Annotated in this window: 12 protein-coding genes; 5 read left to right on the top strand and 7 right to left on the bottom strand. The window is 64.4% G+C overall.

The genetic code is table 11. From position 1 onward, the window contains the following. Positions 1-25 precede the first annotated feature (25 nt). The 5 genes from MU558_RS11930 to MU558_RS11910 form a co-directional block, all read right to left on the bottom strand. Positions 26-1708, bottom strand: a complete 1683-nt coding sequence (locus MU558_RS11930; protein ID WP_246966497.1) for an ABC transporter substrate-binding protein — start codon at positions 1706-1708, stop codon at positions 26-28. 292 nt (positions 1709-2000) lie between these two features. Beyond that, positions 2001-2567 (bottom strand): hypoxanthine/guanine phosphoribosyltransferase, encoded by a 567-nt coding sequence (gene hpt, locus MU558_RS11925; protein ID WP_246966496.1) that lies wholly within the window; start codon positions 2565-2567, stop codon positions 2001-2003. 86 nt (positions 2568-2653) lie between these two features. Next, positions 2654-3226: a DUF7344 domain-containing protein gene (locus tag MU558_RS11920; RefSeq protein WP_246966495.1), complete on the bottom strand. Its 573-nt coding sequence runs from the start codon at positions 3224-3226 to the stop codon at positions 2654-2656. Positions 3227-3346: 120 nt separating this feature from the next. After that, a complete protein-coding gene (gene coaBC / locus MU558_RS11915; protein WP_246966494.1) occupies positions 3347-4546 on the bottom strand; it encodes a bifunctional phosphopantothenoylcysteine decarboxylase/phosphopantothenate--cysteine ligase CoaBC in 1200 nt (399 codons plus the stop codon). A 60-nt stretch (positions 4547-4606) separates the two neighbouring features. After that, on the bottom strand, positions 4607-5371 hold the full coding sequence (locus tag MU558_RS11910) for an NAD(P)/FAD-dependent oxidoreductase (protein WP_246966493.1): 765 nt from the start codon (positions 5369-5371) through the stop codon (positions 4607-4609). Between the two features lie 119 nt (positions 5372-5490). Here MU558_RS11910 and MU558_RS11905 point away from each other — a divergent pair, with 119 nt between their 5' ends. Then, positions 5491-6009: an SRPBCC family protein gene (locus MU558_RS11905; protein WP_246966492.1), complete on the top strand. Its 519-nt coding sequence runs from the start codon at positions 5491-5493 to the stop codon at positions 6007-6009. A 105-nt stretch (positions 6010-6114) separates the two neighbouring features. Next, on the top strand, positions 6115-7452 hold the full coding sequence (gene trkA, locus MU558_RS11900) for a Trk system potassium transporter TrkA (RefSeq protein WP_246966491.1): 1338 nt from the start codon (positions 6115-6117) through the stop codon (positions 7450-7452). A gap of 59 nt (positions 7453-7511) precedes the next feature. On the opposite strand, the gene MU558_RS11895 is transcribed toward trkA, so the two are convergent. Next, positions 7512-8159 (bottom strand): plastocyanin/azurin family copper-binding protein, encoded by a 648-nt coding sequence (locus tag MU558_RS11895; RefSeq protein ID WP_246966490.1) that lies wholly within the window; start codon positions 8157-8159, stop codon positions 7512-7514. A gap of 115 nt (positions 8160-8274) precedes the next feature. Then, a complete protein-coding gene (locus MU558_RS11890) occupies positions 8275-9360 on the bottom strand; it encodes a M42 family metallopeptidase (protein WP_246966489.1) in 1086 nt (361 codons plus the stop codon). A 133-nt stretch (positions 9361-9493) separates the two neighbouring features. Here MU558_RS11890 and MU558_RS11885 point away from each other — a divergent pair, with 133 nt between their 5' ends. The 3 genes from MU558_RS11885 (at position 9494) to MU558_RS11875 (ending at position 12720) form a co-directional block, all read left to right on the top strand. Continuing rightward, positions 9494-10660, top strand: coding sequence for a thiolase domain-containing protein (locus tag MU558_RS11885; protein WP_246966488.1), 1167 nt, complete (start codon positions 9494-9496; stop codon positions 10658-10660). A gap of 55 nt (positions 10661-10715) precedes the next feature. Beyond that, the gene (locus tag MU558_RS11880) at positions 10716-11099 is read left to right on the top strand and encodes a Zn-ribbon domain-containing OB-fold protein (protein WP_246966487.1); all 384 of its coding nucleotides are present in this window, start codon (positions 10716-10718) and stop codon (positions 11097-11099) included. Positions 11100-11607: 508 nt separating this feature from the next. Then, positions 11608-12720, top strand: coding sequence for a glutamate-cysteine ligase family protein (locus tag MU558_RS11875; RefSeq protein WP_246966486.1), 1113 nt, complete (start codon positions 11608-11610; stop codon positions 12718-12720). Positions 12721-12768: the final 48 nt, after the last annotated feature.

Raw genomic sequence — 12768 nt, 5'->3', positions numbered from 1 at the left:
GGGGAGGGGCGGTTAGAGTCTAACGCTATCCTTCGAGGACGTCGATGAGTTCCTCGTTGTCGAGCGCGAATCGCTTGGCGACGGGCGAGATCGGCCCGTACGCCGGGACACCGATACCGTTGTAGACGGTGTCGATGATCTGCTGGCGCGGGATCAGGAGGGCGAGTGCACGGCGCACCTTCGCGTTAGTGAACGGCTCGTGCTGGACCGGGGGAATGAGCATGTCGAAGCCGCCACTCGTCGTACTCTTTGCTACGATCTCGTCGCTGTCGTCCAGGTCCTGGAACGACGCCGGGGGCGGACTCACGACGTGAATGTCGCCCGCCTCGAGGGCGCTCTGTCGGACGGAGGACTCGACGATGACGCGGAACTGGATCGTATCCGGTTCCGGCGCGCTGTCCATGAGCTCCTGACCCCAGTAGTCGTCGTTGCGCGAGACCCGGTAGAGTTCGTCGGGCTGGTACTCCTCGTGCATGTACGGGCCAGTGCCGATCGGCTCCTCCTGCAGGTCGACGGCACCCTCGCCGCCGTACTCCTCCTCGATGCCGGCCATCGGGACGATGAGCGCGTTGCCGACGTTGAGCAGGAACGGCGCGTAGGGTTCGGAGAGTTCGATCTCGAGTTCGTAGTCGTCGACGACTCTGATCTCGCCGTCCTCGCCGAGCCAGTCGTAGACGTCGGCCTCGCGCGGCGTCCCCTTGTATCGCTCCATCGAGGCTTTGACGTGGTCGGCCGTCAGCTCCTCGCCGTTGTGGAACTGGACGCCCTCTCTGAGGTAGAAGGTGTACGTGGTGTCGTCCTGTTGCTCCCAGTCTTCTGCGAGCCACGGCTGAGGTTCGCCGCTGTAGTCCGAGCCGACCAGCCCCTCGTAGATGAGGGGGACGGTCGCCTGGGTGGACGTCGTGTCGTTCTGCTGGGTGGGGTCGAAGTTCGCGATGTTGGCACCGACGGAAGCCTTGAGTTCACCGTCCCCATCGGGGTCGGCAAACGAGATGCTCGTGCCAGCGTAGACGTTGTAAATCGTCGAGAAGCGCGTGCTGTCGAAGGGGGAGACCGTCCAGTTGTCGAGGGCCTCTTCGCGGTAGGCGATGAGTTCCTCGCCGAACCGGACGAAAGTGAGCGGCGACTCCTGGGCGACGAGGTTCTGGAGTTCCTCGTAGATCGCGACTCGCTCCTCGGGGTCGGTCTCCGTCTTCCCCTCGTCGATGAGAGAGTCGAGTTCCTCGTTGGCGTAGTGGTTCGTGTTACAGCACGACGGCGTATGGAAGTCAGAGTGTAGCAGGAAGTTCACGTAGGCGTCGGGGTCGAAGCCGGCGCTCCACCCGAGTGCCGCGAGGTGGTTCTCTTCGGCGGACTCCTCGGAGAGAACGATCTCCTGGTAGGTCGTCCACTCGTACTGCTGCAGTTCGAGGTCGAAGTACCCCGTGTTCTCGAGGACCTGCTGGACGATTTGCGACCACTGGACGCGCTCGGGGTTCTCGTTCGTGACGAGGTCGGCCTCGTACGGCGGTTCGAAGCCTTCCTCCTCGAACCCTTCCTCGAGCAGCTGCATCGCGCGTTCCTGATCGCCGTTGTCGTTGCCGTCGCCGTTGTCGTCGCCGTCTCCGCTGAGACAGCCGGCGACCGCCATCGCACCGGCGGCACCAATTCCCTGAAGGATGCGTCGTCGGTCGAGACCGGACTCGACCTGTTTGTTGTCTCGTACCATGCGTTGCAACTGAGAATTCTATCTCTATATATGTGTTGGTTTTAGACCAAGATTTGGTCGGATCGGCTCATACAACAGTCGCGAACGTTGGCAAACGCACAGCTAGTTTATAGTGAGTGTGAGAAGACACACCATCGTCCCGTGCCGGCAAGCAGCCGGTGGCTCGCGCTCGTCGGAGGATCGACCGCGAACGCTCCCCCGTGGCGCTTTCATAACGTCTGCTGTACGTCGTTCCCGGAGCAAACGCCGGACAGTTCGCGGTTGCTCCCGAAAACAGGTACAGCAGGCATTATCAGTCGCCTTCCTCGTCGACGATGACGACCTCACCGTCGACGACGTCGACGTTGATGAGCGTCTTGACGTCGTAGCCGGCGTCGTCGACCTTGTTCTCTCCGCCGACTTTCTTGATGACGGCGACGGTGTCGATGACCTCCGCGCCGATCTCGTCGAGTGCTGTGAGGACCGCGGCGAGCGTCCCGCCCGTCGAGAGGACGTCGTCGAGCACGAGCACTCGCTCGCCCTCGCGAACGTCGTTGATGTACATCTCGTTCTCGGAGTAGCCCGTCTGCTGGGAAATTTCGACTTCGCCCTCGAGTCCGTACTCGCGTTTTCGGATGACCGTCAGTGGAATGTCGGTCATCAGCGAGACGGCCGTCGAGATGTGAATGCCCATCGCGGCGGGCGTGACGATCCGATCGACGTCCTCGAGCTGGGCCTTGCGGATGATCCGGATGACGATCTCGCGCAGCAGACCAGGATCGAGTTTCGGAACGCCGTCGCTTATCGGGTGGACGAAGTAATGGTACCCCTCTTTCTCGATGATAGGTGCCTCGAGCAACGACCGCTTCAACTGGTCCATGTCGTGGGTGAGGTGGTGATCGAGTAAAAGCTGACGATACCCCTCGACAGTGCTATAACGGCCCAAATTCCGCCGCCTGACGACGATCAGTCGTCGGCTCCGTAGCTGAGTTCCGGGGGCTGTTCGCCGTGGCCCAGCCGCATGTTTCGCTCGTAGTAGATGTGTGCCGCCGCCGTCAGGGTGAACGTGGTAGCGATGAGCGCCGTCCAGGCGAGCGCTGGAACCGTCGTCAGCGGGTAGACGCCCACCCACAGCGCCGCGACGAGCGCACAGCTGATCGCACCGAGCGAGAGGTACAGTTCGCGCCAGGCGAACTCGTACCCGGGGACGATCTCGAGGTAGATGCTGATATCGCGCGTCCGGTCGGTCGACTGGATGAGTCCCTGATCGGAGTCGAACGTCAGGATGCCCGCCTGATCCATCTTGGGGAGGTGTGTCTGCTGTAACGTGGTGTAGACGCGTTTGCGCTGTTCGGGTGTGACGCCCTCGAGTGTCGTCTCGTACTCCCAGGCGGCGACCTGCTGGGCGAGGTCGCCGAGTTCGACTGGTCGCTCGTCCTGTTTCAGGTACTGGACGACGTATCGTCGTCGTTGATTTCGAAGCAGGTCGAAAATCTCACCTTTCGAGAGAGGTTTCGATTCCGTGTGCCCATTCGTCACTTCATGTCACCTCACCGAACAGACGCGCATTCCAGCCACCAGCCATTAATTCGGAGCATGAACGCCACCTATATAAGAGTCGTGACTGGCGGTAATTGACACTAAAGAATTTTTGTCACTTCAACCGACGACGACGGCGAGGGAGGCTGCGACCTCGCCCGCGAGACCGGCTTTGGAACCTTCGAACTGAGCGACGTCGCTCGCGTGGACCAGGAGTGCACGCGTATGATCCGATCCCATCACGCTCGCGTCGTTGGCGACGACGAACGCGAGATCGGCCCGTTCTAACGTCTCCCGTGCGGCGTCGATCATCGCACCGTCGTCGCCGGAGGTCTCGGTTTTGAAGCCGACGATCGGCAACTTCGGACGATGGTCGCGAACGCGATCGATGAGTTTCGGCGTCGACTCGAGGTCGAGCGAGAGGTCCTGCCCGGAGCGGATCTTCTCGGGTCGCCGTTCGACCGTGTAGTCGCTGATGGCGGCGACACAGAGCAGGGCGTCTGCATCCTCGCAGGCCTCGAGCGTCGCCTCGAGCATCTCGGCGGCGCTCTCGACCTCGTGGACGTCGGCGTAGGGTACCGACGCCCCGTCGGGCGGCGACGATCCCTGCGAGAGCGGGTGTGGACCGACGTCGCCGTGGACCAGCGTCACGTCGGCACCGCGGACGTAACACGATTTCGCGACGGCCCGTCCCATCTTCCCCGACGATCGGTTGGTCAGCACCCGGACGGGATCGATCGCCTCGCTGGTCGCGCCGCTGGTGACGACGACGCGTTTGCCCTCGAGCGACCGATCGCCGACGGCGCGAGCGACCTCGAGGACGATCGCCTCCTCGCTCGCGATCTTGGCTTTCCCCTCCTCGAGTCGAGGGTCGACGAAGTCGACGCCCCAGGACTCGACGCGCTCGATCGCCTCGAGGACGCCCGGGTGGTCGTACATCGGCTCGTGCATCGCGGGCGCGGCGACGACCGGCGTTCCCGACCCGAGTGCGGTCGTCGCGCAGGTCGTGACGGGCGTGTCGTCGACCGCGCTGGCGATCTTGCCGACCGTGTTCGCCGTCGCTGGCGCGATCAGAAAGACGTCGGCCCACCCCTCGTAGCCACAGAGGTCGACGTGTTCGACCGCACCCGTGATCTCGGTGACGACGTCGCGTTCGGTCGCGAACTCGAGCGCCCAGGGGTGGATGATCCCCTGTGCACTCCCCGTCATCACCCCTCGAACGTTGGCCCCGTGTCGCTGGAGTTCGTGAGTGAGTTCGACTGTCTTCACGGCCGCGATCGATCCCGTCACTCCGAGCGCGACGTTGACTCCCTCGAGCATTCGATCGCCTATTCAGTCCCGAGGGGTTAATCGTTGACGTTGCGCGGCGACTGCGCTCGTTCAGGTATCGTCGTCGACGCTCGGGTGCATCGTCGGTGTCGCGTCGAGTGGCTCGGCGAGTCGCTCGAGCATCGTTTCGCGCGCTCGCTCGTCGCGTGCGCGGCGTTCGTCGTCGTCGATCTCCGCACAGCCAGGCGGCACCTCGCGATCGCGGCCGGTGAAGTAGCCCTCGGGTGCGATCCAGTCGTGGTAGAACGGGACGTCGGCGTCGTGGACGACTGCGAGGGCGACTTTCGAGCCGTGGCCGGCCGCGACGATCGCCTGGTGGGGTTCGCCCGCGATCCGACCCGCGGCGTAGACGCCGTCGACTGCCGTCCGACCCGCCGCGTCGACGTCGACGACGTGCTTGCTCCCGCGCTGTTCTCGCTCGACCTCGAGCGATTCCAGGTACGAACTGTCCGGCCACGAGGCAGCGACTACGCGCCGCGTCTCGAGCGACTCGCCAGCGTCCGTCGAGACGACGAAACCGTCCCCGGACGGGTCGACCGACGTAACGCGGCCGGGTTCGAACGACGCGCCGGCGTCCGTCGCCTGCTCGCGGGTCAGCTGCAGGTAGCGGCGAGCGTCGAATCCGGCGGGGAGGCCAGGATAGTTCTCGAGACTGGCGTTTCGCGCGAGGATGGATTCGCCGTCACTCGGTCGGTCTTCTGTCGAGGCGTTCGGCCGCCGCCCGTCGACGACGAGCGTCTCGAGTCCCGTGCGGGCAGTGAAGATCGAGGCGGCGAGTCCGGCGACGCCGCCGCCGACGATCAGTACGTCGTACATGGCGGATCGTCGTGAGCCGCAGCTATACAAGTGTAGCGAGTCGTGGCCCGCGAGGTGAGCGAACGGCGGACCGAAACGGCGACAGCAACGCTTACGTTCGGCTCGGTGATAGCTCGTCTGTGGACAGGATTCTCGTCAGCACCGTCGTCTATCGCGCTCCCGAGGAGATCTTCCCGTATCTCGAGTCGTTTACCGACTATCCGCGCTACGCCGACCACCTCGAGTCGGTCACGAGACGCGACGGGAGCGACGGCGTCCGGTACGACCTCCGGTTGACCTGGTGGAAGCTCAGCTACACCGCCCGATCGGAAGTGACCGACGTGACTCCGCCGACGTCGCTCGAGTGGCGACTGGTCAAAGACATCGACGCGCGTGGCGAGTGGCGCGTCGAACCCGAACCCGAATCGGCCCCGGCGGGCGAGGAGACGGCGAGTCGAATCTACTTCGAGGCGGTCTACGACCCACACTCGGCGGATAAAGACGTCGTCTCGCTCCCCCTGTTCGTCTCGTTTGGCTGGGTGGTCGAGAAGATCAAACCACGGCTACTGGCCGAGGCCAAACGCGTCGTCCAGCGACTGGTCGCAGACATCGAGGGCGAGTCACGCCAGGTCGAGTTGACGCTCCACGAGACACCCTGAGACCGGCCGTATCGCGTCCGAAACCCCCGGTGACAGTAACCCACTTACGCGTCGGCGGAAAAGTGAGAGTATGTCGCGGAACCGGCTGGCGGGGGTGGCCCGTCCGTGCACGTGATCGTCGTTGGCGCAGGCCAGGTGGGCTCGAACATCGCGTCGAGTCTCGCCAGCGAACACGACGTCGTCGTCGTCGACCTCGACGGGGATCGAGTCGAGTCGCTCACCTACTCCCACGACGTCCTCGCGATCCAGGGCGACGGAACCGATCTCGAGACGCTCGAGGAAGCGGGAATCTTCGAGGCCGACATGGTAATCGCGAGTACGGACCGCGACGAGACGAACATCGTCGTCTGCGGAACGGGGAAGGCGGTCGGCGACCCGTTCACGATCGCCCGCGTCAAGCAGACGCAACTGCTGCGGACCTGGGAACAGTCCGAGCGGGTCTTCGGCGTCGACTTCATGGTGTGTACCAACCTCCTCACCGCGGAGGCGATCGTCCGCATCGCCAGCCTGCCGGGTGCCCGCGACGTCGACACGTTCGCGGACGGCCTCGTACACATGGCCGAGTTCGAAGTCGACCCGGAGAGCCCCATCGCAGGCGACACCGTCTCCCAGGCCGACCGCTTCGAGCCGCTCACGTTCGCCGCGATCATCCGCGACGACGACGTCGTCATCCCCCGCGGCGAGACGACGATCGACGCCGGTGACGAGGTCGTCGTCATCGGGAGCGTCGAGAGCGTCCGCGACTTCGCCACCGCTCTCACGCCCGCGCCGACGCTCGAGGACGCGAGCGAGGTCGTCGTCGTCGGCGGCAGCGAAATCGGCTACCAGACGGCACGACTGCTCGAACGGGAGGGATTCTCGCCTCGGCTCGTCGAACGCGACGCCGAGCGCGCTCGTAAACTCGCCGAACGGCTGCCGAACACGCTCGTCTTGGAGAGCGACGCGACCGACATCGACTTTCTCGTCCGCGAACACGTCGACGAATCGGACATCGTCGTCGCGGCGCTCGACAGCGACGAGAAGAACTTGCTCGTCTCGTTGCTGGCACGGCGTATCGGCGTCGATCTCACCCTCTCAATCGTCGAGTACGGCGAGTACGTCGACCTCTTCGAGACCGTCGGCGTCGACGTCGCGATCAATCCCCGACTCGTCACTGCCGAGGAGATCACCCGGTTTACCCGTGAAGAACAGACAGAAAACGTCCACATCGTAGAGAGCGACCGCGCTGAAGTACTCGAGATCGAGGTCGACCGCGACAGCTTGCTGTTCGGAAACCGCATCCAGGACGTGACGGAAAACCTTCCGGAGGGCGTCGTCATCGGTGCGATCACCCGAAGCGGAGAGCTGATCTCCCCGCGTGGCGAGACCGTCGTCGAACTGGGCGATCACGTCGTCGTCTTCGTCGACACCGCAGTCGTAGACGAGGTCGAATCCGCACTGTGACGGCAACTGCCACGCTCGAGTGATCGCGCGTCGAACGGAACGAACGACGGTATCGTCGTTTACTCCTCGTACTCGCCGCCGTAGCGCATGAAGAAGTAGACGAGCGACAGCGTCGAGATCATCCCTGCGACGGTCCCGATCAGCAGCGTCAGGGCTCCGTCGGGGACGAGTTTCGCCGGACCGGCCTCGCCGCCGCCACCGCCACCGCCGGCGTCCTGGGTGACCTCGATCGTTCCCGTCATTCCGAGCCCGACGTGGGGCGTGCAGTGGAACTCGTAGGTGCCCTCGGTTTCGAAGGTGTGTTCGTACTCGAACGGTGAATTCTCGATCGCCTCGTGGCCCTCCCAGCTGGCACCATCGGGCGTGCTGTCGACGGCGATGTTGTGGTTGTCCGTTTCCCAGACGAACTTCACCGTCGTCCCCGGCTGGATCTGCATCGGGCTCTCGGTGGCGGGCTCGAAGGCGTAGTTGACGAGCGTGACCGTCTTGGTCGGACCGCCGCCGCCACCACCGCCACCGCCGCCGCTTTCGCTCTCGTTGCCCTCACTTTCGTTCCCTGCCGTTTCGTTGCCTCCAGTGTCCCCGTCGCTCTCGTTTCCTTCCTGTGCGAGTGCCGCCGAACTCGCCGCCGTCGCACCAGCAACGCCGACGGTCCCGACGAGAAACCCCCGGCGTGAAAGTCGGTCGTCGTCCTCGAGTGGGTTCATACTCGCCTGATTAGAAACCCCCACTACTGAAATCTTCGATTCCGTCGGCAACGCTACCAGCTCTCTCGATCGGCCGATTCGGGACCAGTAGCCCCGTCAGAACGGCGATAGACGCCTAGAGCGTGTAGTCGAACCCGCCGTCTTCGCTCTCGAGGAACGCCTCGAGTAAGTCGATCGTCGCGGCGACGTCGTCGACGTGGGCGGTCTCGGTGACGGTGTGGAGGTACCGCGTCGGGATCGAGAGCGCGCCGACGGGCTTTGCCCCGTGGGTATGCTGGAACCCCGCGGTGTCGGTGCCGCCCGCGGGGAGCACCTCGAACTGGTGGTCGATTTCCTCCGCCTCGGCCACGTCGCGGAGCCGACGGTGGACTTTGGGGTTCGTGATGACGCTCGAGTCTTTGAGCTTGATCGCCGTTCCGTCACCGAGTGCGGTGACGTACTCGCCTTCATCGAACTCGGGGACGTCGTTGGCGACGGTGACGTCGAGGGCGATCGCGAGATCGGGATCGACGTCGACGCCGAGCGCGCGGGCACCGCGGAGGCCGACTTCCTCCTGGACCGTCGCGGCGAAGTGAATCGTCACATCCGGCGCTTCGATCCGACGGGCAGCCTCGAGCATCGCGAACAGACAGATTCGATCGTCGAGCGCCTTGCCCGTGACGGTCTCACCGACGCGTTCGGTGGTCTGGTCCATCGTCACGAGGTCGCCCGGCGACACCCGGTCTCTGGCCTCGTCGGCCGGCAGTCCGAGGTCGACGTAGACGTCCTCCACGTCGGGCGTCTTCTCGCGTTCCTCCTCGTCCAAGGTGTGTGGCGGTGGCGAGCCGATGACACCCGGCAGGTCGCCGTCGTCCGTGTGGACGGTGACGCGCTGGGCTTTCAGGACGCGTGCGTCCCACCCGCCGAGCGGGTCGAGCTCGAGAAAGCCGTAGCCGCCGTCGTCGTCGCCGCGAACGTGGCGGACCATGAAGCCAATCTCGTCCATGTGCGCGGCGACGACGACGGAGTAGTCCCCGTCTTCGGTGTCGGCCCGCGATTCGATGGTCCCGACTACGTTCCCCATCGCGTCGGTGCGAACCCGGTCGACGCTGTCTGCGAACTCGCGACGGACGAGTTCGCGGATACGATCCTCGTACCCAGGAACGCCGCGTTCTTCAGTTAGCTCTGCGAGTAATTCGAAATCGAACCCTGCGTCGTCCATACCCGATTCTGGGGAGAGTGCGCCATAAACTCGCGGAAACGGAACCCGTGGAACGACCGTTTTCGCCGTCGATGCTGGCACCGTTCCGATGTCAACCGGGGGGTATTAACGGGTCGGTCAGCTATGTTGGAATATGAGCGACGTACGAGTCGCCGGCGTTGGCCTCACCTCGTTCGGGAATACGCCCGAGCGGACGGGCCGAGACCTCTTCGCAGAGGCGAGTATCGAAGCGTTCGACGATTCCGGGGTCCCTCGAGACGACGTCGAAGCCGTCCTCTACGGGAACTTCATGGGCGAACTGTCGGAACACCAGGGACACCAGGGACCGCTGATGGCGGAGGCCGCGGGCGTCCACGCGCCGGCCACGCGATACGAGTCGGCGTGTGCCTCCGGCGGCATGGCCGTTCGCGAGGCCGTCAAACGCGTCAGAAACGGCGAGAACGACGTGTTGCTCGTCGGCGGGACCGAGCGAATGACCAACCTCGGAACCGGCGGCGCAACCGAAGCGCTCGCGATCGCCGCGGACGACCTCTGGGAGGTCCGCGCTGGCATGACTTTCCCCGGTGCGTACGCGCTGATGGCAAAGGCGTACTTCGAGGAGTTCGGCGGCGAACACGAGGACCTCGCCCACATCGCGGTGAAAAACCACGAGAACGCCGTCCCGAACGAGAAAGCGCAGTACCGCAGCGAGATCGACGTCGCGGACGTCCTCGAGGCACCGCAGGTCGCCTCGCCGCTTGGTCTGTACGACTCCTGTCCGATCTCCGACGGTGCAGCGGCGCTCGTGATCACCAGCGAGTCCTACGCCGAGGAACACGACCTCGACGCACCCGTCGCGATCACCGGGTCGGGGCAGGGTGGCGACCGGATGGCGCTGCAGGACCGCGAGTACCTCGCGCGCTCGCCAGCCGCCCGCAGCGCTGGCGAGGAGGCCTACGCCGACGCGGACGTCACGGCCGACGACGTCGACTTCGCCGAGGTCCACGACTGCTTTACGATCGCCGAAGTGCTCGCCCTCGAGGCGCTCGACCTCGAGTCGACCGGCGAGGGGATCGCGGCCGCTCGAGACGGTCGCACGACCGCCGACGGCGACCACCCGATCAACCTCTCCGGCGGGCTGAAAGCGAAGGGCCACCCGGTCGGCGCGACCGGCGTCTCCCAGGTCGCCGAAGTGACCTCGCTGCTTCGCGGCGACCACGCCAACAGCGATCACGTCGCCGACGCGACGACCGCACTCACGCACAACGCGGGTGGCACGGTCGCGAGTGCGGTTGTTCACGTACTGGAGGTGGTCGCATGAGCGGACATCGGAAGCGAATGCGAGTACACCAGAGCGCCGCTCTGGGGGTGGTCGCATGAGCGACGTCAGAGACGCCGGCTTCGACGACTGGCTCGACGCCCTCGAGTCGGGCGACCCCTACTACCTCGAGTGTCCCGAGGGACACGGCTCGCTGCCGCCGCGTCGGGTCTGTCTCGAGTGTGGGGCGACGGACCTCGAGCAGCGGCCGCTACCGGACGCCGGCGAACTCGAGACGTTCACGATCACCCACGTTCCGACGCCGGCGTTCGAGGACGACGCGCCATACGCCACCGCCGTCGCGGACTTCGGCCCCGTCCGGGTGACAGGCCAGGTCGTCGGGATCGACCTCGAGGAGGTCGAGACCGGCCTGACGGTCGAACCCGACGTGATCACCTCGGAGACCGACGGCGAGCGAGTCGTGGCGTTCCGGCCGCGATAACTAGACTGGTCGGCAGAATCCGTCCCCAACGCCGGTCGTACGTCCGGTCTGGCGCACCCGCAAATCGGCTTGCAGTTGCGTCAAGAACGGGGGGTGTCATCGAACTGCTCTCGGCGAAGTATTTTCACTATCGTTCCCGTGAGCCAGGCGATACGTGGGTGTACGATACCGCCGATAACCCATCAGTTGAGGTAGATTTTCTTCCCGCTGTGCAACCTACAGGGCGCATAGCCAGCACCGACTCGATCGGGCCGCTTCTTTCGGACTGGTAGAACCAGTAGCCGAGGCTGTGTGTACCCCCTGCCTAGCGAGGCGCTTACCCTAACGCTGGGCAGAAACCGCCAACATATTCCCTACAATCGTCCCGTCCACGATTTGAGGCAGATATTGTGATAGCACACAACATTCATGTGAATGAACCCTACACCGGATAGTGTAAAAAGTTAGCACAGCCACGATCCCGGAGAGGAGTGCACTGACAGAGACAGACGCGCCGAACGAGGATATCGTGTTAGCACACAACTCAGAGCCGGTACGACGAAGTATCGAGGTCGAATACTGGGTAATCGACGAGGAGGGCCACCTCGTCGAGCCGAGCGGCCACATGGTGGCGGCGTCGGGCACCGAGCGAGAGTTCGTCGAGCCGATCCTCGAGATCAAGACGACCCCGTGTGAGACGACCGAAGGGTTACGTGCCGAGTTATTCAAACGGGTCGGCGAAGCGATAGAGCGCGCCGCGACAGATGGCAAACGGCTGGTTCCGCTGGCCACGCCGTTGAACGAGGACCGGGTTCGGGAACTGGAGAGCGACCGGACACGAATACAGAATCAAGTCGTCGGTGGGGACTTCTCGTACGTTCGTCACTGCGCGGGAACACACGTCCACGTCGAGCAAGTGCCGGGTCACGAGGCCGACCAGGTAAACGCACTCGTCGCACTCGACCCAGCGCTCGCCCTGGTTAATTCGTCCCCCTACTATCAGGGGCGACACCTGGCGGCCGGTGCCAGGTCGAAGCTCTACCGCTGGATGGCATACGACGACGTTCCACACCAGGGGTGGCTCTGGCCGTACATTGACGATACCGACGAATGGAAACGGCGTCTGGAACGACGCTACGACGAGTTCGTGGTTGCGGCGGCCGATGCCGGGATCAACCGCCGAACCGTCGAGTTCAACTTCGAGCCAGAGAGTGCCGTCTGGACGCCCGTTCAACTCCGCGAGGAGTTTCCGACCGTCGAGTGGCGTTCACCGGATACCTCCCTGCCGAGCCAGGTCGTCCGCCTGGCCGATTGGATCGCGACCGTCGCGACCCACGCCACCGAGACGACGCTGCGAATCGAGGGTAAAGAGGGCCGCGTAACAGAAAACGGCGTCGTTGTCCCGACGTTCGACGCAGTTCTGGGATACGTCAACGCCGCCATCCGCGACGGGCTGGCGTCGGCGTCGGTCAGGTCATATCTCGAACGCATGGGATTCGACGTCGACGCGTACCACCCGGTCACACATGAGATCGAGGGCCGTGCCCCAGTGTCCCGAGACGACGCACGGCGACTCCGGCTGGAATACGCAGATCGGCTCGAACACGACGTGCAACGGGCCGATGCGGTACGTGGCAGATGACCCGCGCCGAGCAGTCGGGGTGAGTTCGAGACGATAGATCCTGGGATT

Source organism: Natribaculum luteum, from assembly GCF_023008545.1.
GTDB lineage: Archaea > Halobacteriota > Halobacteria > Halobacteriales > Natrialbaceae > Natribaculum > Natribaculum luteum.
Note: the sequence above shows the minus strand (reverse complement) of the source record. Positions and strands in the feature narration are given on the sequence as shown.

Excerpts from the sequence above, each read along its gene's own strand:
- MU558_RS11930 (WP_246966497.1), bottom strand. The coding sequence starts at position 1,708 with ATGGTACGAGACAACAAACAGGTCGAGTCCGGTCTCGACCGACGACGC.
- hpt (WP_246966496.1), bottom strand. The coding sequence starts at position 2,567 with ATGGACCAGTTGAAGCGGTCGTTGCTCGAGGCACCTATCATCGAGAAA.
- coaBC (WP_246966494.1), bottom strand. The coding sequence starts at position 4,546 with ATGCTCGAGGGAGTCAACGTCGCGCTCGGAGTGACGGGATCGATCGCG.
- MU558_RS11910 (WP_246966493.1), bottom strand. The coding sequence starts at position 5,371 with ATGTACGACGTACTGATCGTCGGCGGCGGCGTCGCCGGACTCGCCGCC.
- MU558_RS11895 (WP_246966490.1), bottom strand. The coding sequence starts at position 8,159 with ATGAACCCACTCGAGGACGACGACCGACTTTCACGCCGGGGGTTTCTC.
- MU558_RS11890 (WP_246966489.1), bottom strand. The coding sequence starts at position 9,360 with ATGGACGACGCAGGGTTCGATTTCGAATTACTCGCAGAGCTAACTGAA.
- MU558_RS11885 (WP_246966488.1), top strand. The coding sequence starts at position 9,494 with ATGAGCGACGTACGAGTCGCCGGCGTTGGCCTCACCTCGTTCGGGAAT.
- MU558_RS11880 (WP_246966487.1), top strand. The coding sequence starts at position 10,716 with ATGAGCGACGTCAGAGACGCCGGCTTCGACGACTGGCTCGACGCCCTC.